We start from the raw sequence: 24,106 nt of genomic DNA, 5'->3' as shown, positions 1-24,106 counted from the left end.
CTGCCGGGGGGGGGGGGGGGCCCCGGCGGGGGGGGGCCGCCGGGGGGGGGGGGGGGCGGGGGGGGGGGGGGGGCCCCCGGGGGGGGCCCCCCCCCCCGGGGTCAGATCCCCAAAGGGGCTCTGACCCCAACCTCCGTTTGCCCTGAACACTGCGCCTGCCGGCTGGTTCTGCGACAATGCGGCACTGCGCCATGCGGGCGCCCGTAGTGGAGATCGACCATGCTGCTGATCGGCGTTGCCGGCACTGAACTGACCGCCCAGGAACGCGAGTGGCTGCAGCACGATGCCGTGGCCGGGGTCGTGCTGTTCAAGCGCAACTTCGCCTCGCGCCAGCAGGTGACCGATCTGAGCGCGGCCATCCGCGCGGCCGCCCCGCGCCCGCAGCTCATCTGCGTGGACCAGGAAGGCGGCCGCGTACAGCGATTCCGCGAGGGTTACAGCGACCTGCCGCCGCTGCAGGACATCGGCGCGCAGTACGCCAGCGACCCGCAGCAGGCGCTGGCCCTGGCCGAACAGCACGGCTGGCTGATGGCCAGCGAAGTGCGCGCCAGCGGACTGGACCTCAGTTTCGCCCCGGTGGTCGACCTCGGCCGTGGCAACCGTGCCATCGGCAACCGCGCCTTCAGCGAAGACCCGCAGGTGGTGGCCGCGTTCACCGCAGCCTACGTGCGTGGCATGCACGCGGCCGGCATGGGCGCCACCCTCAAGCATTTCCCCGGCCACGGCACCGTGCTGGAAGATACCCACGTCGATACCGCCATCGACCCGCGCGGGCTGGATGAGCTGCGCGCGCAGGACCTGGTCCCGTTCAGTGCCGGCATTGCCGCTGGTGCCGACGCGGTGATGATGGCGCACGTGATCTACCCGCAGGTGGCAGCGGAACCGGCCGGCTATTCGCCGCGCTGGATCCAGGACATCCTGCGCGGCGAGCTCGGCTTCCGTGGCGTGGTGTTCTCCGACGACATCGGCATGGCCGCTTCGCACAGCGCCGGTGGCGTGCCGGCGCGCGTGCACGCGCACCTGGATGCCGGCTGCGATGTGGTGCTGGTCTGCCACCCCGAACTGGTCGACGAAGCCCTGCAGGCCGTGCAGGGGCGTTCACTCAATACCGCCGCGCTGCTGGGCCTGCTGGGCCGCGGCGCGCTTGGCTGGGATGGCCTGCTGGCCGATGCCCGCCATGGCGACACCCAATCCCGTTTGCTCCACACCCTTGGAAGAACCGTCTGATGCCGAACCTCACCATTTCCCAGGCCCTGGCCCAGGCCGACCTGCTGGTCGACCGTCCCACCATCGACAAGGCCATCGCCAGCATCGCCGACGCGATCGCACGCGACTACGAGGGCGAGGTCCCGCTGTTCCTGTCCATCATGCACGGTGCGCTGCCGTTCGCCGGCCAGCTGGCGCTGGAACTGGGCGCGCGCGGCCAGGACGTGCAGTTCGATTACCTGCATGCCACCCGCTACCGCGGTGAAACCACCGGCGGCGACCTGGTCTGGAAGCACAAGCCGGCCACCGCGCTGTTCGGCCGCCGCGTGCTGCTGGTCGATGACATCCTCGACGAGGGCTACACCCTGCAGGGCGTGCGCACCTGGTGCCTGGAACAGGGCGCCACCGACGTGCGCATCGCCGCGATGACGGTAAAGAAGCACGACCGTGGCCTGCCGGACGTCACCGCTGACTACGCGGGCATCGAACTGCCGGACCGTTATGTCTTCGGCTTCGGCATGGACGTCAACGAAACCCTGCGCTGCGTGCCGGCCATCTACGCGATGAAGGAATAAGGGCTGGCCGTTCGCGGCCTGTCCTTGTCCTGTCCTGTCCCGCGCCGGCATCTTCGGGTGCCGGCGTTTGTCTTTTCCTGGAGTGCATTGCATGCAACAGATCGCCCTGGCCGTGATTGGCGGCACCGGTGTCTACAACCTGGCCAAGCTCGACGACGTGCAGACGCACGAGGTCGAAACCCGTTTCGGCCGTCCGTCCGGCCCGGTGCGCGTGGGCACGCTGCTGGGCAACCGCGTGGCCTTCCTGGCGCGCCATGGCGAGGGCCATTCGCTGCCGCCGCACAAGATCAATTACCGCGCCAACCTGGCCGCGCTGCAGCAGATCGGTGCGCAGCGGGTGCTGGCGCTGAACACGGTCGGCGGCATCGGTGACGATTTCGGCCCGCGCGTGCTGGCCTGCCCGGACCAGATCATCGACTACACCTGGGGCCGGATCAGCACCATCTGCGAGGAAGAGGGCACCGACGTGGTGCATGTGGACTTCGGCCACCCCTACACGCCGATGCTGCGCAGCAAGATCCTGGCGGCGGCGAAGGTGACCGGCGTGAAGGTGCACGACGGCGGCTGCTATGGCGCCACCCAGGGCCCGCGGCTGGAAACCATCGCCGAAATCACCCGCATGCGCCGCGACGGCTGCGACCTGGTGGGCATGACCGGCATGCCGGAAGCCGCGCTGGCACGGGAGCTGGGGCTGGATTACGCCTGCCTGGCGATCGTGGCGAACTGGGCCGCAGGCTGTGGCGACGGCGAGGAGATCACCATGGTCGAAGTGCTGGCCAACGTGCAGGCCGCCAGCAACGGACTTCCGGAACTGGTCGGCGAATTGGCGCGGGGGTGATTGTCATCCTCGGGCAAGCTTTGCATACTCAGCCGGTACGCGGGTTCAGCGTACACCACCCATTCATTGCAAAGGTCTCGCATTAACATGCCGAACGGTACCGTCAAGTGGTTCAACGACGCCAAGGGATTTGGCTTCATCTCGCCGGAGGATGGCAGCGCCGACGTGTTCGCGCACTTCTCCGCCATCAACTCCAAGGGCTTCCGCAGCCTGCAGGAAGGCCAGCGTGTCACCTATGACGTGACCCAGGGCCCGAAGGGTGCGCAGGCTTCGAACATCACGCCGGCCGAGTGATCCACTCGACAGTGCGTTGAAAACCCCGCTACGGCGGGGTTTTTTTTTGCGCACGGCATCGGCTGGCGGGCACAATGCGGGCATGACGGAACGACTGCGCATCGCCGTGATCGGCTACGGCACCGCCGGCCAGGCATTGGCCATCCTGCTCACCCGCGATGGCCACGAGGTGGAGATCTTCGAACGGGTGCCGACGCCCGGCCCGGTGGGGGCCGGCTTCCTGCTGCAGCCCAGCGGCCTGCAGGTGCTGTGGCAGATGGGCCTGCTGGACGGGGTGCGCGCGCATGCGGCACCGGTGCACCGGCTGTATGGCGATACGCCGTGCGAGCGCGCGGTGATGGACATGGGCTATGCCGGGCTGGATGCGCGCCTGCATGGCCTGGGCATGCAGCGCGGGGCGCTGTTCTCGCTGCTGGACCATGCCCGCGCCGGCGAAGGCCAGCTGCATGTCGGCACCACCATTGTTTCGGTGGATGCCGTGCAGGGGCGGCTGCGTGACAGCGAGGGGCGCCAGCACGGGCCGTTCGACCTGGTGGTGGCCGCCGATGGTGCTGCGTCCACGCTGCGCGGCGGCGTCGAGGAAGGCATCGGCCTGGACCGGGTCTACCCGTGGGGCGCGCTGTGGTGCCTGCTGCCCGCGGAAGACTGGCCGCATGCGAACGAGCTTCGCCAGCGCTACGTGGCCGCGCGCAAGATGATCGGCCTGCTGCCGGTTGGCACCCGCCCGGGTGACGGCACACCGCGGCTGAGTTTCTTCTGGAGCCTGCCGCGTGCCGACTTCGAGCGCTGGCAGGCCGATGGCATGGCCCCATGGCTGGAGGAACTGCATGCGCTGTGGCCGCAGGCCAGTGCGCGCTTCGCCCACCTGCAGGAGCCGGGCCAGCTGGCGCGCGCGGTCTACCGCGATGCGGTGATGAAGCGCTGGCACCAGGACCGGCTGGTGCTGGCCGGCGATGCCGCCCATGCCATGAGCCCGCAGCTGGGGCAGGGCGTGAACATGGCGCTGCTGGATGCGCTGGCCCTGCGCGATGCGCTGCGCACGCACGGTGGCGGTGCGTTCGCGCTGCAGGCCTACCAGGCGCAGCGCCGTGCGCACGTGGCGGTCTACCAGCGCTGGAGCCGCTGGCTGACGCCGTTGTTCCAGTCCGAGCGCGATGCATGGGCCAAGGCGCGCGATGTGCTGCTCGGGCCGATGGGGCGCATGCCCGGCGGACGTGGCCACATGCTGCGCGTGCTCAGCGGCACCCAGCACGGCTGGTTCGGTGCGATGGCGCTGGATCCGGCCTTCATCGAGGCACTTTCACAGGCGCCGGCGAGCCCGCCGGTGGGTGCGATTCCGCTGCGTGCGTGAACCGCGCCGTCACGGCACTTAACGAACACCTCACCCCGGATATGCGAGAAGAGGGGAGCACGCCATTGGCGCGTCGCCCGTTTTCCTTTCCGTGATCGAACATCGCGCGTGGCCGGGCGGCACCGCCGTCGCGGCCTGTTGCGGCCCGGATGCGCCGCAGTATTCGAGGAGGATGCCATGTTGTTCGCGGTCGATGAGCTGGAATCGGAAATCTGCAAGCTGAGGGGCCTGCTGCAGATGCTGCACGAGGACCAGCCCGACGTCCTGGAAGATGTGTTCGAGTTCCATGTGGGCAGCCTGATCAGCCATTCGGCACCGGCGCACCACGCGCGCATCCGTACCTGCGCGCGGGAAATGCTGGTCGCCATCCAGGCCTTGCCACGCCGCAGCACCGAGCGCAGCGCTGATTTCCGGGTGATGCCGGAACTGCTCGCGCGCCCGGCCTGACCGGAGCGCCGTTGCACCCGCCCGTCCTCAACGCACGGGCAGCGGGACCAGTTGGTTTTCCACGCAGGCGATCCACTGTTCGCCGCGTTGCCGCGCTGGCACCACGCCGGCGGTGAATGCCGAGAACGCCGGCAGCACCGTCTGTGCCTGCCGCAGCCAGAAGGCAGGAAAGCGCCGCCGCAGCGCGGGCAGGGCCACCTGTGGATGCACGTGGCCGGCAATCACGTGCGCCTGCGCATCCTGCCGCGGCTCGTGACAGAGCAGGAACGGTCCCAGCCGCAGGTCATCGTGGATCTGCACCTGCAGTGCCGCGTGCGGCAGTTGGCGGTCATGGTTGCCGCGCACTACGTGTACGTCCAGCGCGGCGTGCTGCTCGCGCCAGCCCAGCCATTGCCGGTGCCATGCCGCGCGGTGCGCCGGCCCGTGCAGGATGTCGCCGAGGATCCACAGTTCGCGGCACGCCTGCTGCTGTACCAGCGCCTGCAGGCGCTGCAGGTCGTCTTCGGTGCCACCGCTGGGCAGGGCGATGCCGGCGCGTCGGAACACGTCGGCCTTGCCCAGGTGCAGGTCGGCGATCAGCAACGCCTGTCGTGCCGGCCACCACAACGCGCGCGGGCCGAGCAGGCACATCGGCTCACCGCCCAGCTGCATCGGCAGTTCAGTGGCCATGGCGGCGCTCCAGCTGCTGTGCCGCGCGCTGCACGCGCGTGCGCCAGTCCTCGTTGCTGAACTGCCCGCGCAGGCGCTCGGCCCACAATGGGAAACCCAGCGGTGTCAGCGTGGGCGGCCGCTGCAGTGACACCGCCTGCGTGGCGACGCGCTGCAGCGCCTGCTGCAGGCCGGGCAGGTCGAGTGCATCGGTGAGGACTTCCTGTTCGGCCTGGGCCAGCAGCAGGTGGCCGGGATCATGTTCGCGCAGCACGTCGTAGAGCAGGCCCGCCGAGGCCTGCAGCTGGCGCAGTGAACGCGGCACGCCGCCGGGCAGGCTCGGCACCAGCAGGCCGGCCACGCGGGCGATGCCGCGGAACTGCCGTCGTGCCAGCTCGCCCAGGTTCACTGCTGCGCGCAGATCGTCGAGCAGGTCGGCCGGATCGAACAGCGCCTGCCATGCCGCTGCATCGAGGTCGATGGTTTCCGCCGGTGCCAGCACCAGGCCATGGTCGTTGACCGCATAGCCGATGCTGTTGCGTTGCTGGCGCGTGCAGCGCAGCGACAGCAATGCTGCCAGCGCCTCGTGCACGTGGCGGCCGGCGAAGGGATAGACGAACAGGAACTGGCCTTCGCGACGGCGCACATCTTCCAGCAGCAGCCGCGACGGTGCGGGTCGTTCCGAGAGCGATGCCTGCAGGCCAAGCAGCGGCGCCAGCCAGCGCGCCTCGGCACTGGCATCGGCACCGGACAGCACCGCTTCAAGTTCGCGGCCCAGCGCCATCGACAGTGGCAGCTGACCACCCTGCCAGCGCGGCACCACGCCACTGCCGCTGCCACGCGCCAGGCGCACGTACGCGGTCATGTCGCGCAGTTGAACCAGCTCCAGCAGGCGGCCGGCAAACTGGAAGCGGTCACCGCGGCGCAGGCGGCTGGCGAACTGCTCTTCCACCGCGCCAAGGCCGCCGCCACGCAGGAACTGCACGCGCACGCTGCCATCGCTGCTGATGGTGCCGATCGACAGGCGGTGGCGCAGCGCCTGGCGGCGATCATGCATGCGGTACCGGCCATCGTCGTCCAGCACCACCTTGCGGTACTCGGGGTACTGCGCGAGGGCGCGCCCGCCCTGCACGATGAACTCGAGCACGGCCTGCCACTGCGCGTCCTGCAGCGCGGCGAAGGCATCCGTGCGGCGCACCTGCGCGAGCAGGGCATCGGCCTGGAAGCCACCCGCCAGTGCGCGGCTGACCGCATGCTGGGCCAGCACATCCAGCGACAGCCTGGGCGGCGTGCGCGGTTCGGTGATGCCCTCGCGCAGTGCCCGGCGCACGGCTGCGTACTCGGCCAGCTCCAGCGCGTGGGTGGGTACGCACAGCACGCTGCCGCTCGCGCCGGGCCGATGCCGTGCGCGTCCTGCGCGCTGGCGCAGGCGGGCCACTCCCTTGGGGCTGCCCAGCTGCAGCACCTGGTCCACTTCGGGGAAATCCACGCCCAGGTCCAGGCTGGACGTGGCCACCACGCAGCGCAGCGTGCCGGCACGCAGGCCGTCTTCCACCTGCTGGCGCAGGGTGGGATCGAGCGAGCCGTGGTGCAGGGCCAGCGTCTGCGCATCTTCCGGCCAGACCGCGGCAAGCGCCTGGTGCCACAGCTCGGCCTGCGCGCGTGTATTGGTGAACAACAGGCTGCTGCGCGCGCCCATCAGCGCATCGAGCACGCGCGACAACTGGCCCAGGCCGAGGTGCCCGGCCCACGGGAAGCGTTCGCCGCTGGAAGGCAGCAGGCTGCTGATCGCCACCGGTCGCTGCCGTGCACCTTCCACCTGCACCGCGTCGGGCATCCCCGGCAGCAGCACATCGCGTGCGTGCTGCAGGTTGCCCAGCGTTGCCGACAGGCCCCACAGCTGCAGTGCCGGCGCAGTCTCGCGCAGCAGCGCGAGGTTCAACTGCAGCAGCACGCCGCGCTTGTTGCCCATCAGTTCGTGCCACTCGTCCACCACCACGCAGCGCAGCTGGCGCATGCGCTCCAGGGTGTCGGGGTAGCTGAGCAGCAGGGCCAGCGATTCGGGCGTGGTCACCAGCACGTCGATGCGGCCTTCGCGGGCGAGGCGGCGGTCGCGGCTGCTGGCATCGCCACTGCGCAGGCCGACCTTCCAGCCCAGCCCGAGGCCCTCGATGGGCGCCTGCAGGGCGCGGGCGGTGTCGCTGGCCAGCGCCCGCAGCGGCGTCACCCACAGCACCTGCAGCGGGCGCACGGCGTTTGCCCGCGGCGGCGCAGGCGGTGGATCGATCATGGCCTGCAGCAGCGGGCCACCGAACATCGCCAGGGTCTTGCCGCTGCCGGTGGGGGTGTGCAGCAGGCCTGAGCTGCCCGCCAGATAATGGCGCCACATCGCGCGCTGGAACGGCAGCGGTTTCCAGCCACGGTGTTCGAACCAGGCCTGCAGCCGCTGCAGCGCGTCACCACGCTTCATCGCGCCAGTGCCTGCAGGGTCGCCAGCTGGTCCGCTTCGCTGGCCGGCTTGTCGTGGCGCCAGCGCAGGATGCGCGGGAAGCGCACGGCAATGCCGGACTTGTGCCGCGTGCTGCGGTTGACCGCCTCGAAGCCCAGCTCGAACACCTGCTCGCCGCGCACGCTGCGCACCGGCCCGAAGCGTTCGCGGGTATTGGCACGGATCCAGCGGTCCAGCGCCAGGATCTCCTTGTCGTCCAGCCCGGAGTAAGCCTTGGCCACCGGCACCAGGGTGTCGCCGTCCCAGACGCCGAAGGTGTAATCGGTATACAGCGTGCTGCGCCGCCCGTGGCCGGCCTGCGCGTACAGCAGCACGGCATCGATGGTCAGCGGCTCGACCTTCCACTTCCACCAGTCGCCGCGGCGGCGCCCGGCCTGGTAGATCGAATCACGGCGCTTGAGCATCAGCCCTTCCACGCCACGCTCGCGTGCCCCTTCGCGCAGCTGCGCGGCGTGCGTCCAGTCGTCGGCATGCACGTCGGGCGACAGCTGGATGCGTGCATCGCCGAGGGCACCGATCAGTTCGGCCAGCTGTACGCGCCGCTGCCGCAGCGGCTGTTCGCGCAGATCCTGGCCATCGCGTTCCAGCAGGTCGTAGGCGAGCACGCGCACCGGCGTGTTGCGCAGCGTTGCCGCACCGGGCTTGCGGCGCTGGATGCGCGTCTGCAGCGCGGTGAATGCGCGCGGCGCATCGTCGGCCTCATCCCACGCCAGCAATTCGCCATCGATCACGCAGCCATCGGGGAGCGCCGCTGCAGCCTGTTCGATCTCGGGGAAGCGCCCATCCAGCCGCTCCTCGCCGCGCGACCACAGCGCCACTTCGCCCTGGCGGCGCAGCAGCTGCAGGCGGATGCCATCCCACTTCCATTCCAGCAGCCAGTCCTCGATCGCGCCCAGGCGTTCGCCCGGTTCGCCTTCCAGCGGTGACGCCAGGAAGAACGGATAGGGCTGCTGGCGGTCCAGCGGCAACTCCTCCGGCGACAGCAGCTGCGCCAGCAGGCCGGGCGAGGGCACCCACTCGCCGAGCATGCGCTGGGCGATGCGGGCGATGTCCAGCCCCGACCATTCGGCCAGGGCCTGCTGTACGAGCCGCTGCGATACGCCCACGCGCAGCGCGCCGGTCAGCAGCTTGTTGAACACCAGGCGCTCGCGGGCGGGCAGCTGCCGCCAGCCGGCCACCACGGCGGCGCGACGCACGTCCTCGGGCTGGTTGGCCACGGCCAGCAGATGCTGTTCGATCCAGTCGGCCAGCGGGCGGTCGGGGGCGCGCTGCGCGGGATCATCCAGCAGCAGGGTCAGCGTTTCGGCGAGGTCGCCCACCTGCGTGTAGCTGTCCTCGACCAGCCATGGCGGCAGCCCCGATTCCCCGCTCACCCACGCGCGCAGTTCGCCACTGGCGGCGATCTTCCTGCGTGCGCCACCGACCTTGCCGCCACTGAGCAGGTACAGCGCCCAGGCCGCATCGTGCGCGTTGGCGTGGGCGAAGTAGTCGACCAGCGCCGCACGCTTGTCCAGCGTGGCCGTGCTGCGGTCCAGCCGCTGGTAGAGCGCGGCGAAGGCCTTCATTCCTCGCTCCCGAAATCGGTACGGAAGGCCTCGGCGGCCACGCCACGTTCGCGCAGGAAGGGAATCAGCGCATCGGTGTTGCCATGGGTGGCGATCACCCGGGTCGCGCCGGTCTGTTCGATGGTCTGCAGCAGGGCGGGCCAGTCGGCGTGGTCGGACACCACGAAACCGCGATCGACGTTGCGCCGACGGCGGTTGCCGCGCAGCTGCATCCAGCCCGAGGCGAAACCGAGCTGGTGCCGGCCGAAGCGGCGCAGCCAGGGCGTGCCGGCGGCCGACGGCGGGGCGATGATCAGTTTGCCGGCGGCATCCGGCTGGCGGCCCTGTTCGGCCACCGTCAGTGTTTCCAGCATGGGGATGCCCGCCTCGCGGTACACCGCCACGCCGTTGGCAACCGCACCGTGCAGCCAGGCGGGCGTGTCATCCAGCGCGAGCAGTTCGCCCAGCACCCGCTGCGCCTTGCCCAGCGAATAACACAGCAGTACGGCGGCTTCCCCGCGTTGCCCGCATTCGCGGCGCCAGGCCACGATCTCGGCGGCCACCTCGGTGGTATCGGGCCAGCGGTAGATCGGCAGGGCGAAGGTCGCTTCGGTGATGAACGTATCGCAGGGCACCACCTCGAACGGCGCACAGGTGGGGTCGGGCTGGCGCTTGTAGTCGCCCGATGCGACCCAGACCTGGCGGCCATCGTCGATGCGCACCTGCGAAGAACCCAGCACGTGGCCGGCCGGATGCAGCGAGACCTGCACCTGGCCCAGGGTGAACGGCTGGCCTTCGGCGTGCACCTGCAGCGGCACGTCGCCCAGCCGCCAGCGCAGGATCGGCGCACTGCCCGGGCTGCAGTGGTACTCGCCCATGCCGGGCCGCGCGTGGTCGCCATGGCCGTGGGTGATGACCGCGCGCGGCACCGGCCGCCACGGGTCGATGTGGAAATCGCCCGCGGCGCAGTAAAGCCCTTCGGGGCGAAGCACCACCAGATCGTCGTTGACTGCCATGCCTGCACTGTCGCGCGATGCTCGTGCACGGGGCGAGAACCGGCCTGAACGCGGGGTTGCCGGGCGATGCTGCACAATCGGCGCGCAGCCCTCTCGCCGGCAGGATGGAACCGATGAACGGACCGAGCTTCAGCAGCAGCGCGCCCTTTGAAACCCATGTGGTGCTCAACCAGCCGCCGCCGTTTGCGGGCCGCCATCTATGGACCGACGACGTGGCCCTGGCCGAGGCGGTGCAGCGCGAAGGCGGTGCCGCGTTCGCGCCACGGCTGGGCGTGTATGGCGCGCTGGCGGGCAACCAGCTCTACCAGCTGGGCTTTGATGCCAACCGTGACCGGCCACGGCTGCGCACGCACGATGCGCAGGGCCATCGCATCGACACGGTGGAGTTCCACCCGGCGTACCACCAGCTGATGCACGCCGCCAAGCAGCATGGCGTGGCCGGACTGTCATGGCACGAGCCGCAGCCCGGCGCGCACGTCGCGCGGGCGGCGTTGAGCTACCTGCACCACCAGGCCGAAGCGGGCACCAGCTGCCCGCTGACCATGACCCACGCCGCAGTGGCTGTGCTGCAGTCGCAGCCGCACCTGGCCGAGTGGGCGCGCAAGGCGGCCTCACCGGTCTACGACGCGCGCGACGTCCCGGTGGCCGACAAGGCCGGCATCACCCTGGGCATGGGCATGACCGAGAAACAGGGCGGCTCGGACGTGCGCGCCAACAGCACGCGCGCCGAGCCCATCGACGGCGAGCGCTACCGCCTGGTCGGCCACAAGTGGTTCTTCTCGGCGCCGATGTCCGATGGCTTCCTGGTGCTGGCGCAGGCGCCGGGTGGGCTGACCTGCCTGCTGATGCCGCGGCGGCTGGCCGATGGTGATCGCAACGCCTTCCGCCTGATGCGCCTGAAGGACAAGCTGGGTGACTGGTCCAATGCGTCCAGCGAGGTGGAGTTCTGTGGCGCGCAGGCCTGGCGCGTGGGCGAGGAGGGCAGGGGCGTGGCCACCATCATCGGCATGGTGATGATGACCCGGCTGGACTGCATGCTGGGCGCAGCCGCGGAAATGCGCATGGCGCTGGCGCAGGCCCTGCACCATGCACGCCACCGGCGCACCTTCGGCAAGCCGCTGGTGGAGCACGCGCTGATGGGCAACGTACTGGCCGACCTGGCGCTGGAATCGGAGGCGGCCACGGTGCTGGCGATGCGTATCGCACGCGCGGTCGATCGTGCCGGCAGCGATCCGCAGGAGGCCGCGCTGGCCCGGCTGGGCACGGCGCTGGGCAAATACTGGGTGTGCAAGCGCGCGGCTGCGTTCGTCAACGAGGCGCAGGAATGCCTGGGCGGTGCCGGTTATGTGGAAGAGTCGATGCTGCCGCGGCTGTACCGGCAGGCGCCGCTGAATTCGATCTGGGAGGGCAGCGGCAACGTGCAGTGCCTGGACGTGCTGCGCGCGCTGGGGCGCGAGCCGGACGCGATGCGGGCGCTGCGCGCGGAGCTGGAAGCGGTGGCTGATCGCGACACAGGTTATGCGGCCGCGCTGCAGCGCTGGGCGTCGGCACCGGCGCCGGATGAATCGCAGGCGCGGCTGTTCTGCGAGCGCACGGTACTGCTGCTGCAGGCGGCGCTGCTGCTGCGGGCGCGCAGCCCGATGGCCGGGGTGTTCGTGCGCAGCCGGCTGCAGGGCGAGCATGGGTTGGTGTTCGGGACGCTGCCGGCCGGGGTGGATGTGGGTGCGATGATGGCGCGGGCATTGCCGCAGTAGGTGGCCAACGGCGGAGCCCCTCGCGCGGCCCCGGACGGTTTCCGGGCGCGTCCACCACGGAATCAACTGAAGAGCAGAAAGCAGAAAAGCCGCGGCAGTGCCGCGGCTTTTCCTGTAGAGCCGAGCCCATGCTCGGCTGGCGGTAGCGCCGGGCCATGCCCGGCGAGCGCTGCGGCACGTCAGTGCTTGGCTTCTTCCTTGGCGGCGTTGGCCCGGGCGTCGGCGGCGACGTCGCTGGCCTTGTCGGCGACCTTCTGCGCGGCCGTGGCGGTGGCATCGCTGGCGTGGGCGGCGGCATCGGTGGCAGCGGCCTTGGCCTGGTCGGCAGCGTTGGCGGTGGCGTCGGCAGCATTGTCCAGCGCCCGCTGGGTGTCGGCGGCGGCGTGCTCGGACGCCTCGGCCGTCTTGTCGGCGGCGTCGCGGGTTGCGGCGGCGGCCTTGTCCACGGCTTCGCGTGCGGCGGCGCCGGCGCTGTCGGCAGCCTGTGCGGCGTCCTGCCTGGCCTGCTCGGCCTCGGGGCCCTTGCAGGCGGCCAGTGCCAGCAGCAGGGAGGCGGCCAGCAGGGTGGTGGTCAGCGGACGGGTCTTCATGGCGGGCTCCAGTGCTGCAATGGATGGGGACGCCAGCCTATTCATGCCTTCGTGAAGGCGCGGTGGTGATAGGTGCAGCACTGCAGCAGGCAAAGAAAAAGCCGCTGGCGAACCAGCGGCTTTTTCCAGAACAGCGTGAAGAAAGAAGTTATTACTTCTTGGCTTCTTCAGCAGCGTCCTTGGCCTGCTCGGCGGTGCCTTCAGCAGCCTTGGCAGCGTCCTTGGCCTGCTCAGCAGCAGCGTCGGTGGCAGCAGCGCCAGCCTGGGCAGCAGCGTCGGTCGAAGCGTCGGCAGCGGTGGCGGCGGTGTCAGCGGCCTGCTGGGCAGCGTCGGCGGTCTGGGCGCCAGCAGCGGCGGCCTGGTCGGCAGCAGCCTGGGCTTCGGTGGCGGCTTCGTTGGCCGAAGCAGCGGCGTCCTGGGCAGCTTCCTGCTTCGAGCAGGCGGCCAGGGCCAGGGCCAGGGACATAGCGACCAGCAGCTTGTTGATGCTCATTGTGTGAATCCTCGTCGTTGAATTAGGCAACGCGCAACTGCGCGCCGACAACATGATGACAAGCCACGTTTGGCTGTCAAGCGATCCCGCATTCATTTTTGCGAAATCAGCGTTAATCCCTTTCAGATCAATTCGATGGCGATAGCCGTTGCTTCGCCGCCACCGATGCAGAGCGTGGCAATGCCGCGCTTGCCGCCGTGCGTGCGCAAGGCGTTGACCAGGGTCACCACCAGGCGCGCACCGGAGGCACCGATCGGATGGCCCAGTGCGCAGGCACCGCCATTCACGTTGATCTTCGCATGCGGGATGCCCAGCTCACGCATCGGCGCCATGGCGACAACGGCGAAGGCTTCGTTGATCTCGAACAGGTCCACCTGGTCGAGCGTCCAGCCGGTCTTCTGCAGCAGGGTGTGGATCGCGCCGATCGGGGCGGTGGTGAACCACTCCGGCTCCTGCGAATGGGTGGCATGGCCGACGATGCGCGCCAGCGGGGTGATGCCGCGCGCAGCGGCGTCTTCCTCGGCCAGCAGGACCACGGCGGCGGCGCCGTCGGAAATGCTGGAGGAGCTGGCGGCGGTGACGCTGCCGTCCTTCTTGAATGCGGGGCGCAGGGTCGGGATCTTGGCGATGTCCGAGCGGCCCGGCTGCTCGTCGGTGGCGAACTCGACCTCACCCTTGCGGGTGGCGACCTTCACCGCGACGATCTCGCCGGCGAAGGCACCGTTGGCCTGCGCGGCCTGGGCACGGCGCACCGATTCGATGGCGTAGGCGTCCTGTTCCTCGCGGGTGAACTGGTACTTGTCCACCGCGCATTCGGCGAACTCACCCATGGCCTTGCCGTCGTAGGCGTTGACCAGGCCATCGTGGGCCATGTGGTCCACCGCCTGGAAGTTGCCGAAGCGGTTGCCGGTGCGTGAATTGGGCAGCATGTGCGGGGCGTTGGACATCGACTCCATGCCGCCGGCCACCACCACCTTGGCCGAACCGGCCTTGATCAGGTCATGGCCGAGCATGATGGTCTTCATGCCCGAGCCGCAGACCTTGTTCAGCGTGGTGGCACCGGCCGACAGCGGGATGCCCGCAGCGATGGCGGCCTGGCGGGCCGGCGCCTGGCCGAGGTTGGCCGGCAGCACGCAGCCCATCAGGACTTCGGAGACGTCGCTGGCCGGAACCCCGGACTGCTCAAGGGCGGCGGCGATGGCAGCCGCGCCGAGGGTCGGGGTGGGCACGCCGTTGAACTGGCCGAGGAAGGAGCCGATGGCGGTGCGCTTGGCGGCGGCGATGACGATGTTGGACATGGCAATCTCGTTGATGCGTGAGCAATGTTCGGAAAGGAGACGGCGGCTGTTGGATGCAGCGCTGTTTCCCGGCAGACTGCGTGGGGGTCGGCCCAAGTATAGAGGGTCGGCGATGGCTGCCGCTGGGCAGCCCTTGATGCCTGCAGGGACGGCAGCAGGCCAACGTTCATGGGATGGAATCGATGGAACGCACGACGATGGCAAGGTCGATCCTGGGATCGGCACTGGTGGTGGCGTTGACGGCATGTGGCGGCGGAGGTGGCGGCGGCAACGTGCGCGTCGATCCTCCACCGACCACGCCCCCCACCACGCCGCCGACGACACCGCCGACGACACCGCCACCGGCCACGCCGGCCGAACCGGCCATCAACGCGCACCTGTCCATCACCCAGGCCGACGCGGCGCGCAGCGCGGGGCTGGACGGCAGCGGCGTGCGCATCGGCATCGTCGATTCGGGCGTGCAGCGCAACCATCCCACCCTGAGCGGACGGGTGCTGGCCAACTACAGCTACGTCGACCCGCGCAGCAACAACCTCAACAACGATGACGTGGTCGGCCACGGTACGGCGGTTGCCGAGCTGGCGGCGGGCAAGGCGTTCGGTTCGTGGCCCGGTGGCATCGCGCCGAATGCGCAGATCGTCTCGGCCCGGATCATTTCCGACACGCGTCCCACCGACGATGGCACGGGCAATGGCAACGAGGTCGATGGTGCGCTTGGACTGGCCGGGGTCCACCAGGACCTGATCAACCAGGGCGTGAAGGTCATGAACAACTCGTGGGGCGGGTTGTACTGGACCAACGCCGCCGCCACCGCCCCCATCGCCGCCGAGTACCGTCCCTTCATCATCAACAACAACGGCCTGGTGGTGTTTGCCACCGGCAATGAAGCCAAGGCTGATCCGTCCGACATGGCGGCGCTGCCCAGCCAGGCGGGCCCGGGCAACTCGCGCCCGGCAGCCGACCTGGAGCGCGGCTGGCTGGCGGTGACCGCCGTCGATTCCACCGATCCCAGCAAGCGCGCCAGCTATGCCAATGCCTGCGGCGTGGCCGCCAGCTACTGCCTGGCCGCACCGGGCGCGGCGATCTTCGTCAATCCGGAGTACCCGACCGGCTCCGCGCTGCTGTGGAACTACGGCACTTCGTTCGCCGCGCCGCTGGTATCCGGTGCGGCGGCGCTGGTGTGGCAGAAATACCCGTACTTCAGCAACGACCTGGTGCGGCAGACCCTGCTGGGCACCGCCACCGACCTCGGTGCGCCCGGCGTGGACAGCGTCTTCGGCTATGGCCTGCTGAACATCGCCAAGGCCATCAACGGCCCGGCGAAGTTCGACTGGGGCAATGCCACGGTCAACGTCTCGCAGACCGGCCTTGATTCGGTCTGGAGCAACGACATCAGCGGCAGCGGCGGGCTGGTCAAGCAGGGCGTCGGCGCGCTGGGCCTGTCGGGCACCAATACCTACACCGGCGATACCCGCATCGAGCAGGGCACGCTGGCGCTGCGCGACGGTGCGTCGATCACCTCCAATGTGGTCGTGGTGCCGCAGGCCAGTGTTCCCGAGGCCGCCGCGCTGCAGTTCATGACCGGCACCAGCCGGATCAAGGGCAACGTCGACAACGGCGCCACCGTCATCCTGCGCAACGCCAACACCACGGCCACCATCGAGGGCAATTACCTGCATCGCGCGGGCGCGCGGCTGAGCATCTCGCTGGGTTCCAACCCGCTGGAGATCACCGGCACGGCCACCCTGCAGGGCGGTGACGTGCACGTGGCCAGCATCATCAGCGGCTACGTGGCCGCCGATGGCCGCACCCAGACCGTGCTGCATGCCGGCCAGGGTGTCACCGGCAGGTTCGACGGGGTCAGCAACAGCCTGCCGCAGGGCACCCTCCTGCAGAGCTCGCTGAATTACGGCAGCGACAACGTGGTGCTGGTCACCGACCGCATCAACGTGACCCAGGCCGCCAGCCTGGCGAGCGCATCGGATGCGGCGCTGGCGTCTGCACTGCGCGTGGAGTCGGCGTTCGAACGCCTCGATCTCGGCGCCGGTTCGTCCTCCTTCGCCGACGGTGCCGCCGCGCTGCAGCGCGTGGACGGCAACCAGGCCCTGCAGGCCAGCCTGGACAGCCTGTCGGGCAAGGCGCATGCGCTGGCCGCGGCGGCCACTTTCGACAGCATCGACCTGGGCCGTCGCGCGTTGTCAGCCCGCTTCGGCCAGGTGCAGGCCGCGCCGCAGCTGGGCGGTTCGTGGCAGAACGCGCTGGGCGATGCCGGCCAGGGCAGCTTCTCGGCCAGCGGCACCGACACCCGTGGCTGGATGATGGGCCAGGACGTGGCCATGGGCGGCAACGGCGTGCTGGGCTTTGCCTTCGGCGAACTGCGCAGCTACAGCAACAGCAGCTGGGGCAGTGATCGCGGGCGTGACCGGCAATCGCAGGCGCAGCTGTACGCCGGCTGGAGCAGCGGTGGCGCCTACGCACTGGGGCAGGTCGGCGCCGGCCAGTTCACCCGCCAGATCGACCGCCAGCTGCTGCTGGGGGCCGGCCAGTATGGCGTCAATGCGCGCTATGGCGGCAGCTTCAGCATGGCCAGCGTGGAGACCGGTTACCGCTTCGGCTCGGCCCGCGCCGCGCTGACACCCTACGTGGGCGCCGACTACGCGCGCGTGGACAACGATCGTTTCAGCGAACAGGGCGGGCTGGGCTTCGGCCTGCGCACGCAGGGCGGTATCAGCAGCCGCAGCCAGGCACTGGCCGGCGTGCGCGCCGAACGGCAATGGCGTGGCTGGTCGCTGCGCGGTTATGCCGAGTGGCAGCAGTTGCTGTCCAGCCAGGGCCTGGATGCGGACGCGAGCTTCGTCGGCGTCGATGCATGGGCACCGATGGCCGGCCTGCAGCCGACCCGTTCCGGTGGCCTGTTCGGCGTGTCGGTGGAATCGTGGTTGAGCCGCAACACGCGGCTGGCGTTCGGCTACGACCAGCGCTTCGGTCCGCGCGGCGATCTGCGCCAGGTGGCGCTGCGCTACAGCGCGGCGTTCTGATCAGGAAATGCAGGTAGTGCCGGCCGCTGGCCGGCATTCCCTGTTCCTGTCACCGGGCGTATCAACCGCCGCGCAGGTTGCCCAGGCGCGGAGTGCTGCGGCCCAGCGGCATCTTCAGCTTGCCGATCGACAGGATGCGCGCTTCGGCGATGCGGTCGGCGGCCCGCTGCGGTGCGATGTTCTCGCGCTGCGACAGCTCGAAGATGCGCGTGAGGTTGTGGTAGATGCTGCGGATCAGGCGCATCGCGCGTTCGCGGTTGTAACCGTCGATCTCCAGCGAAACGTTCATCACGCCGCCGGCATTGACCGCATAGTCCGGCGCATAGAGGATGCCGCGCGCATGCAGTTCATCGCCGATCTCCAGGCTGGAGAGCTGGTTGTTGGCGGTGCCGCAGATGATCTTGGCCTTGATGCGCGGCAGGGTGTCGGCGTTGATGGCGCTTTCCAGCGCGCACGGTGCGAACACGTCGGCGTTGACCTCGTGGATCTCGTCCGGCTTGACCGCCTCGGCGCCGAAATCGCTGACCGCGCGATCGACCAGGCTGCTGTCCAGGTCGGTCACGTACAGCTTGGCACCGCGGTCGCGCAGCAGCTTCACCAGTTCCATCCCGATGTGGCCCAGGCCCTGCACGGCAATGCTGGTCTTGCCCACTTCCTCGTGGCCGAACTTGAAGCGCAGTGACGCCATCAGCGCCTGCAGCGCGCCATAGGCGGTGAACGGGGCCGGGTCGCCCGAGCCACCGTGGACCTGGTGCACGCCGGTCACGAACTGGCTTTCCAGGTAGATGTTTTCCATGTCGTTGACGTCGGTGCCAACGTCCTCGGCGGTGATGTAGCGACCGCCCAGCGAATCGACGTAGCGGCCGAAGGCGCGGAACAGCACCTCGGTCTTGTCCACCTTCGGGTCACCGATGATGACGGCCTTGCCGCCACCGACGTTGAGGCCGGCCAGTGCATTCTTGTAGGTCATCGTCCGGCTCAGCCGCAGCACGTCGGCCAGCGCCTCGTCGGTGCTGGCGTAGGGGCGCATGCGCACGCCGCCCAGGGCCGGGCCCAGGGTGGTGTTGTGGATGGCGATGATCGCCTTCAGGCCGGCATCCTGGTTGTGGCAGAACACAACCTGTTCGTGGCCGGTGGTGGCGAGGGTTTCGAATAGCATGGCGTCTCCGATGGCGCGATCAGCGGCGAACTGCAGCGAACTGCCAATGAACGGTAGGGTCCCAAAACAAAAAAAGCGACGTCGTCATGGCTGGGGGACGGGTCGCGCGGCGCCATTCTAGTCCATTCCCCCGGCATCTGCCGTGCAGATGCGAGCGGTCCGGGTTAAAGAAGATGAAAGTGCGGCCGATGCAGCGACGACGGCAGGTGGCCGATGTGAAGAACGCGCAGGGGCAGTCAGTGGCAGCAGCAGTGCAACGACAGGGCCGACCCGGATGAGGCCGGCCTGGTGGCAAACGCTGGTGGAATGGGTGTCCCGGCGGGCTGGCACGGACCCGGTGCGGCTGGCCACGGCACCGCGGCAGGCCGTGGCCGCCGCCGCGGCAAGCCTGCAGGGCGAGGCGCTGCAGCCGGCGGAGATTGCCGCCCACCTGCAGCGCGGCCTGCATGCGCTGGCGCTGTACCCGCACCTGGTGGGCGAGCTGCCTGAAGGGCAGCCCTCGGCACTGGCCGACGCGGTGGACCGCGCCCTGCAGGACCGCGACTGGGCGACCCGGCAACTGCCGCGGCGCCCGCAGCTGTTGCCGCAGCTCATCCAGACCGTCAACGACGAGGTGGCCTCGGCCCGGGTGATGGCCGCGATCATCGGCCAGGACCCGGTGCTGACCGGCAACCTGCTGCGCATCGCCAACAGCCCGGCCTACAAAGTGCACGAACGGCCGGTGGACAGCCTGCAGCGGGCGGTAACCCTGGTCGGCACCGAGGGCGTGCGGCAGATCATCAGTGCCGTGCTGGTGCAGCCGGTCATGCAGGTGCAGTGCGAGGTGTTCCCGCAGTTCAGCGCGATCATCTGGGAGCACGCGCTGCTGGCCTCGCGCGCGGCCGCCGACCATGCGCGCACGGTCACCTTCGGCGATGCCTTCGCCGCGCAGTGGCTGGGCCTGGTGCAGGGCCTGGGCGCGGCCCTGGTGATGCGCCAGCTGCTGCAGGAAGCGCAGGCGCGTGGCGAGACGGTTGCACCGGAGGTGGTGCTGGACCTGCTGCAGCGCTGGTCGCTGCCGCTGGCCCAGCGCGTGGCCGCAGCCTGGGACCTGCCCGAACCGGTGCACCAGGCGCTGGCGGCCGATGCCCAGGGCCCGCTGGCCGACAGCCTGCGCCTGGGCAGCGCGGCGGCTGCCGCCAGCCTGCTGTGCCGGCACGGCCACGGCCCCCAGGCGCGCATGCTCGCGCTGCTGGAGCAGCTGCCGTCGGCACCGCCGCACGCCCTGCGCTGGATCTGGCGGCGCCTGCACGGGCGCAACGTGGAAACCCTCGACGAGGCCATGCATGACGCGCACGGCGAGGCCGGGGCATGAGCGCTACAGCTGCGATTCCACCGGCAACCAGCTGATCACGCGGGCGGTCAGGCGCGCGCCCAGGGTGCTGCCGGGCTCGCGGCCCACCCAGTGCGGCGGTGGCTGCCGCTCCAGCCAGCGCAGGTCATCGTCCGGCCCGAGCGCAAGCCACCAGCTGTGCAGCGGGTCGGCCAGGCGCAGGTATTCCTCGCGCAGCCGCGCACCCAGCACCGGGTCGTCGAACAGCACGCCCATTTCGGTGTTGAGGTAGGCCGAACGAGGGTCGAGGTTGAATGAACCGACGAAGCCGCGGCGGTCGTCGATGACGAAGGCCTTGGTGTGCAGGCTGGCACCACTGCTGCCGAACAGGCTGGATTCGCCCGGCTCGCCGTGCGCCTTCAGTTCGTACAGCTGCACGCCGGCCTTCAGCAGCGGTGCCCGATAGCCCATGTAGCCGCCGTGTACCGCCGCGACGTCGGTGGCGGCCAGCGAATTGGTCACCACGCCGACCTGGGCGCCGCGCGCGGCCATCGCCGACAGGCCCTGCAGGCCATCGCGACCGGGCACGAAGTAGGGCGATACCAGCAGCGCGGCATGGCGGGTGGACTGCAGCTCCTCGACCAGTGCGCTGACCAGCCAGCCATCGCGCGCATCGTCGCGATGCTTCATCGGCGGGTCGGACAGGATGCGAACGCTCGCGCTCCAGTGCAGCGGGTCCGGGCCCGGCTGGCGCAGCACACGCGACGCCTCGACCCGTTGCAGGTAGGGTTGCGCCCGGGCGTGCAGCGCATCGCGGTCGGACTGGCGCAGCAGGGCGCGCAGCTGCGCATCGGTGTAGCTGGCCAGCGCGCCGATGGGAATGGCCGCAGCACTGTTCCAGTAGTCGTCGAAGATGCGGTTGGCCTGTTCCACCGCAGGCCCGGCCACCACCAGGTCCAGGTCCTGGAAGTTGACGTCGTTGCGCGCGCTGAAATATTCCTCGCCGATGTTGCGGCCGCCGACGATCGCCACGCGGCCGTCGGCGATCCAGCTCTTGTTGTGCATGCGGTGGTTGACGCTGAAGGCGCGCTGGATCATTTCCAGCGTCCGCGCGATGCCGCTGCGGTTGCGGAACGGGTTGTACAGGCGGATCTCGATGTTGGGGTGCGCATCGAGCGCCATCATCAGCGCGTCCTTGTCCTTGGCATTCATGTCATCCAGCAGGATGCGCACGCGCACGCCGCGTTCGGCCGCGTCGTACAGCGCCTTGGCCATCAGGTGGCCCACCAGGTCGTCGTGCCAGATGTAGTACTGCAGGTCCAGGCTGCGCCCGGCCTGTTCGGTGATCTTCGCGCGCGCGGCGAATGCATCCATGCCATCGCTGAGGAACGCCACGCCCGATTGCCCGGGCCGCGCGTCCTGTTCGGGCACCAGCTGGCGATCGATGGCGGTCTGTGCCGGCTGCAGCGGCAGCACGTGCGAGACGGGCCCCCGCGCCTGCGGCGTCAGGTGGTCGGCCAGCAGCAGGCCGGACAGCACCAGCACCAGCAGGGCGGCGATGATGAGTGCGACGACACGCAGCACGCGTCGCCACATGGGTTTGCGCAGGCTCATGCCATCGATGGTAGATCCACGCCCTGCGTGGATGCCACCACTGCGGCAATCAGAACCGCTCGTCGCTGCCCAGGTAACGCCACTGCGCCGGCGGCAGCGGCCCCAGGGCCACGCGGCCGATGCGCAGGCGGCGAACCGCGGCAACCTGCAGGCCGGCGTTGCCGACCGCCGTCCGCAGTCCCTTGGCGGTCAGGCCCTTGCCGGCAAAACGCAGGCGCTGCTCGTTCTGCCAGCTGACCTTGGCGCCGCCGGATTCGTGCTGCAGCCGGGCCATCAGCCAGGGGCCGCGCTCCGGGCCACCGTCGGCCACTTCCACCAGGTACTCCTGCTCGGTGCGGCCCAGGTTGCGCTGCAGGTGGGCGAGGGTGGCCGGGTCCTGGCTGACCACCACCAGGCCACTGTCGGCGGCCGGCAGCGATGCCGCCAGCTGCAGCCCGTGGAAATGACGCTGCAGCGGGCGGATGTCGCTGGCATCGAGCTCGCTGCGGGTGGCGCTGCTGACCAGCGCGCACAGCGTCTCGGCGGCGACGCCGGCTGGCTTGTGCAGCAGCATGGTGACCCGCTCGGCCTTGCTGTCTTCGGCCTGTTCGGCCATCACGATCACGGCGCTCTCATCGACCGGGCGCTGCGGCTGCTCCACCACCTCGCCGTTGACCGTCACCCAGCCACCTTCGATGTAGCGGCGCGCTTCGCCGCGCGGGATCCCGAGCAGGGCGGACAGGCGTTTGTCGAGGCGGGTCGGTTCCATGGCGGGCAGGTCGGTCAGGGGGCGCGCAGTGTAGCTGCTGCGGCCGGTCAGCGCTGGCTGCGGTTGGCCAGCTCGGTCAGGTACAGGCGGGTATCGAACTCCAGCTGCAGGTAGTCCGGCTCCATGTGCTGGCACAGCTGGTAGAAGGCCTTGTTGTGGTCGGCTTCCTTCAGGTGGGCCAGTTCATGCACCACGATCATGCGCAGGAAGGCCGCCGGCGCCTGGCGGAACACGGTGGCGATGCGGATCTCGCGGCTGGCCTTGAGGCGGCTGCCATGCACGCGGGAAATGGCGGTGTGGGTGCCCAGCGCATGCTTGATGACCTCCAGCGTGTTGTCGTAGCAGACCTTGTTGAGCGGTACCGATTTGCGCAGGTAACGGTCCTTCAGGTCCTGGGTGTAGTCGTACAGCTGGCGGTCGCTGCGCACCTCGTGCGGGTCGGGGTAGCGCTGCTGCAGCCAGGGGCCGAGCTTGCCCTGGGCCAGCAGTTCGCTGACCTGGGCGACCAGGGGTTCGGGATAGCCGGTGAGGTACTTCAGGACTGCCATGCAGGGGCGGCGGGGCGTCGGTAGAATGGGGCATCCAAGATTACACGCGGTACGCAACGACCATGGCAAAGCCCAACGCGCTGCAGGAACAATTGCTCAAGGCCGGCCTGGCCAAGAAGTCGCAGGCCAGCGCTGCCGCGAGCGCGCAGGCCAAGGCCCGGCAGGGCAAGGCCGAATCGACCTCGGCCGAGGTCCAGCGTGAAGCTGAACGCGCCCGCGCCGAGAAGGTCGAGCGCGACCGCGCGCTGGCCGCCGAGCGCAATGCCCAGGCCAAGCTGCTTGAACAGAAGGCGCAGGCGAAGCAGATCATCACGGCCCATGCCGTGCCCCACAAGGGCGACGACGAATACCGCTTCAGCGACGGCGGAGCGATCCGCACCCTGCTGATCGACCCCAAGCTGCGCAAGGCGCTGTCGGTGGGCGTGCTGGTCATCGTTGCCCAGGGCGAGGGCTACGCGGTGCTGCCGCGTGCCGCCGCCGAGAAGGTGCGCGAGCGTGCCCCGGAGGCGATCATCGTCGACCACGGCCAGCCGGGCTCGACCGCGGAGATTTCCACCGGCAACGCCGAGGACGACGCCTACTACGCCCAGTTCCAGGTGCCGGACGACCTGGTCTGGTAAGGCGCGGCTGAACTGGCCGGTACAACCGCCGGGCACGGCCCGGCGCGACCGTTTGTGGCGGTGTGGATCGTCCCCATATCAGGCGACACACCTGCGGAGGATGGCCATGGCCACCGGTTGGGCGGGAGACGGCGCGGTCCAGGACCAGATCGACGCCACCGTCGACGATGCGATTGCCCGCGCGCGGCGCCAGCTGCGCGAAGGCCCGGGCTTGGAACACTGCGAGGAATGCGACGCGCCGATTCCGTTGGCGCGGCGCCAGGCCGTGCCCGGGGTGCGGCTGTGCGTGGCCTGCCAGCAGGCGCTGGACGACGAGGAGCAGGCGCATGCCGGTTACAACCGGCGTGGCAGCAAGGACAGCCAGTTGAGGTAGGGGGTTCTATTGCAGGGCTGCGCCCTGCACCTGCTCAATGCAACGGCAACGTCAAAAGCCAGAGCGGCATTCCGTGGGATGGTGGGGGGGGGGGGGGGGGGGGGGGGGGGTGGGGGTGGGGCCCCACCGCA

At 69.7% G+C, this 24,106-nt stretch carries 22 protein-coding genes; 11 read left to right on the top strand and 11 right to left on the bottom strand.

Features of this window, described 5'->3' with window-relative positions:
- Nucleotides 1-219: 219 nt before the first annotated feature.
- From nagZ to IAE41_RS16860, 6 genes are all read left to right on the top strand, one after another.
- A complete protein-coding gene (nagZ, locus tag IAE41_RS16885) occupies nucleotides 220-1,227 on the top strand; it encodes a beta-N-acetylhexosaminidase (RefSeq protein ID WP_079222741.1) in 1,008 nt (335 codons plus the stop codon).
- On the top strand, nucleotides 1,227-1,781 hold the full coding sequence (locus IAE41_RS16880) for a hypoxanthine-guanine phosphoribosyltransferase (protein WP_079222740.1): 555 nt from the start codon (nucleotides 1,227-1,229) through the stop codon (nucleotides 1,779-1,781). Before nagZ ends, IAE41_RS16880 begins: the two co-directional genes overlap by 1 nt.
- A gap of 91 nt (nucleotides 1,782-1,872) precedes the next feature.
- Complete coding sequence (locus IAE41_RS16875) at nucleotides 1,873-2,619, top strand: S-methyl-5'-thioinosine phosphorylase (RefSeq protein ID WP_200733905.1); 747 nt, start codon at nucleotides 1,873-1,875, stop codon at nucleotides 2,617-2,619.
- Between the two features lie 87 nt (nucleotides 2,620-2,706).
- A complete protein-coding gene (locus tag IAE41_RS16870; RefSeq protein ID WP_005410590.1) occupies nucleotides 2,707-2,913 on the top strand; it encodes a cold-shock protein in 207 nt (68 codons plus the stop codon).
- Between the two features lie 82 nt (nucleotides 2,914-2,995).
- Nucleotides 2,996-4,264 carry an NAD(P)/FAD-dependent oxidoreductase gene (locus IAE41_RS16865; RefSeq protein ID WP_200733904.1) on the top strand — a complete coding sequence of 423 codons (1,269 nt, stop codon included), beginning with the start codon at nucleotides 2,996-2,998 and terminating at the stop codon, nucleotides 4,262-4,264.
- A gap of 177 nt (nucleotides 4,265-4,441) precedes the next feature.
- Nucleotides 4,442-4,711 carry a hypothetical protein gene (locus tag IAE41_RS16860; protein WP_200733903.1) on the top strand — a complete coding sequence of 90 codons (270 nt, stop codon included), beginning with the start codon at nucleotides 4,442-4,444 and terminating at the stop codon, nucleotides 4,709-4,711.
- A gap of 27 nt (nucleotides 4,712-4,738) precedes the next feature.
- On the opposite strand, the gene pdeM is transcribed toward IAE41_RS16860, so the two are convergent.
- From pdeM to IAE41_RS16840, 4 genes are read right to left on the bottom strand one after another with little or no spacing between them, the layout of a single operon-like run.
- The gene (pdeM, locus tag IAE41_RS16855) at nucleotides 4,739-5,380 is read right to left on the bottom strand and encodes a ligase-associated DNA damage response endonuclease PdeM (protein WP_200733902.1); all 642 of its coding nucleotides are present in this window, start codon (nucleotides 5,378-5,380) and stop codon (nucleotides 4,739-4,741) included.
- On the bottom strand, nucleotides 5,370-7,829 hold the full coding sequence (locus IAE41_RS16850; RefSeq protein WP_200733901.1) for a ligase-associated DNA damage response DEXH box helicase: 2,460 nt from the start codon (nucleotides 7,827-7,829) through the stop codon (nucleotides 5,370-5,372). The genes pdeM and IAE41_RS16850 overlap by 11 nt, the downstream gene beginning before the upstream one ends.
- The gene (locus tag IAE41_RS16845; RefSeq protein WP_200733900.1) at nucleotides 7,826-9,433 is read right to left on the bottom strand and encodes an ATP-dependent DNA ligase; all 1,608 of its coding nucleotides are present in this window, start codon (nucleotides 9,431-9,433) and stop codon (nucleotides 7,826-7,828) included. Before IAE41_RS16845 ends, IAE41_RS16850 begins: the two co-directional genes overlap by 4 nt.
- Nucleotides 9,430-10,428 carry a ligase-associated DNA damage response exonuclease gene (locus IAE41_RS16840; RefSeq protein WP_079222733.1) on the bottom strand — a complete coding sequence of 333 codons (999 nt, stop codon included), beginning with the start codon at nucleotides 10,426-10,428 and terminating at the stop codon, nucleotides 9,430-9,432. The genes IAE41_RS16845 and IAE41_RS16840 overlap by 4 nt, the downstream gene beginning before the upstream one ends.
- A 113-nt stretch (nucleotides 10,429-10,541) precedes the next feature.
- Between IAE41_RS16840 and IAE41_RS16835 the strand changes: the two genes are divergently transcribed.
- On the top strand, nucleotides 10,542-12,182 hold the full coding sequence (locus IAE41_RS16835; protein WP_200733899.1) for an acyl-CoA dehydrogenase family protein: 1,641 nt from the start codon (nucleotides 10,542-10,544) through the stop codon (nucleotides 12,180-12,182).
- Between the two features lie 179 nt (nucleotides 12,183-12,361).
- Here IAE41_RS16835 and IAE41_RS16830 read toward each other — a convergent pair whose 3' ends face one another.
- The 3 genes from IAE41_RS16830 to IAE41_RS16820 form a co-directional block, all read right to left on the bottom strand.
- Nucleotides 12,362-12,772, bottom strand: coding sequence for a hypothetical protein (locus IAE41_RS16830; protein WP_200733898.1), 411 nt, complete (start codon nucleotides 12,770-12,772; stop codon nucleotides 12,362-12,364).
- Between the two features lie 151 nt (nucleotides 12,773-12,923).
- The gene (locus IAE41_RS16825) at nucleotides 12,924-13,265 is read right to left on the bottom strand and encodes a hypothetical protein (RefSeq protein WP_200733897.1); all 342 of its coding nucleotides are present in this window, start codon (nucleotides 13,263-13,265) and stop codon (nucleotides 12,924-12,926) included.
- Nucleotides 13,266-13,387: 122 nt separating this feature from the next.
- On the bottom strand, nucleotides 13,388-14,563 hold the full coding sequence (locus tag IAE41_RS16820) for an acetyl-CoA C-acyltransferase (RefSeq protein ID WP_200733896.1): 1,176 nt from the start codon (nucleotides 14,561-14,563) through the stop codon (nucleotides 13,388-13,390).
- 182 nt (nucleotides 14,564-14,745) lie between these two features.
- Here IAE41_RS16820 and IAE41_RS16815 point away from each other — a divergent pair, with 182 nt between their 5' ends.
- Complete coding sequence (locus tag IAE41_RS16815) at nucleotides 14,746-17,601, top strand: autotransporter serine protease (protein ID WP_200733895.1); 2,856 nt, start codon at nucleotides 14,746-14,748, stop codon at nucleotides 17,599-17,601.
- A 61-nt stretch (nucleotides 17,602-17,662) separates the two neighbouring features.
- On the opposite strand, the gene IAE41_RS16810 is transcribed toward IAE41_RS16815, so the two are convergent.
- The gene (locus IAE41_RS16810) at nucleotides 17,663-18,760 is read right to left on the bottom strand and encodes a Glu/Leu/Phe/Val dehydrogenase dimerization domain-containing protein (protein WP_079222727.1); all 1,098 of its coding nucleotides are present in this window, start codon (nucleotides 18,758-18,760) and stop codon (nucleotides 17,663-17,665) included.
- 274 nt (nucleotides 18,761-19,034) lie between these two features.
- On the opposite strand from IAE41_RS16810, the gene IAE41_RS16805 reads away from it, so the two are divergent.
- The gene (locus IAE41_RS16805; RefSeq protein ID WP_200733894.1) at nucleotides 19,035-20,114 is read left to right on the top strand and encodes an HDOD domain-containing protein; all 1,080 of its coding nucleotides are present in this window, start codon (nucleotides 19,035-19,037) and stop codon (nucleotides 20,112-20,114) included.
- A gap of 3 nt (nucleotides 20,115-20,117) precedes the next feature.
- Here the strand turns inward: IAE41_RS16805 and IAE41_RS16800 are convergent, their stop codons facing one another.
- From IAE41_RS16800 to IAE41_RS16790, 3 genes are read right to left on the bottom strand one after another with little or no spacing between them, the layout of a single operon-like run.
- Nucleotides 20,118-21,686: a phospholipase D family protein gene (locus IAE41_RS16800; RefSeq protein WP_200733893.1), complete on the bottom strand. Its 1,569-nt coding sequence runs from the start codon at nucleotides 21,684-21,686 to the stop codon at nucleotides 20,118-20,120.
- A gap of 49 nt (nucleotides 21,687-21,735) precedes the next feature.
- On the bottom strand, nucleotides 21,736-22,434 hold the full coding sequence (locus IAE41_RS16795; protein WP_079222724.1) for an RNA pseudouridine synthase: 699 nt from the start codon (nucleotides 22,432-22,434) through the stop codon (nucleotides 21,736-21,738).
- 47 nt (nucleotides 22,435-22,481) lie between these two features.
- The gene (locus tag IAE41_RS16790) at nucleotides 22,482-22,982 is read right to left on the bottom strand and encodes a M48 family metallopeptidase (RefSeq protein WP_079222723.1); all 501 of its coding nucleotides are present in this window, start codon (nucleotides 22,980-22,982) and stop codon (nucleotides 22,482-22,484) included.
- Nucleotides 22,983-23,044: 62 nt separating this feature from the next.
- Between IAE41_RS16790 and IAE41_RS16785 the strand changes: the two genes are divergently transcribed.
- Nucleotides 23,045-23,602 carry a DUF2058 domain-containing protein gene (locus tag IAE41_RS16785; protein WP_200733892.1) on the top strand — a complete coding sequence of 186 codons (558 nt, stop codon included), beginning with the start codon at nucleotides 23,045-23,047 and terminating at the stop codon, nucleotides 23,600-23,602.
- Nucleotides 23,603-23,708: 106 nt separating this feature from the next.
- Nucleotides 23,709-23,975 carry a DksA/TraR family C4-type zinc finger protein gene (locus tag IAE41_RS16780; protein ID WP_079225322.1) on the top strand — a complete coding sequence of 89 codons (267 nt, stop codon included), beginning with the start codon at nucleotides 23,709-23,711 and terminating at the stop codon, nucleotides 23,973-23,975.
- The last annotated feature ends 131 nt before the right edge of the window (nucleotides 23,976-24,106 follow it).

The organism is Stenotrophomonas sp. S39, from assembly GCF_016624665.1.
Taxonomy (GTDB): domain Bacteria; phylum Pseudomonadota; class Gammaproteobacteria; order Xanthomonadales; family Xanthomonadaceae; genus Stenotrophomonas.
This window is presented reverse-complemented; position numbering and strand designations above follow the sequence as displayed.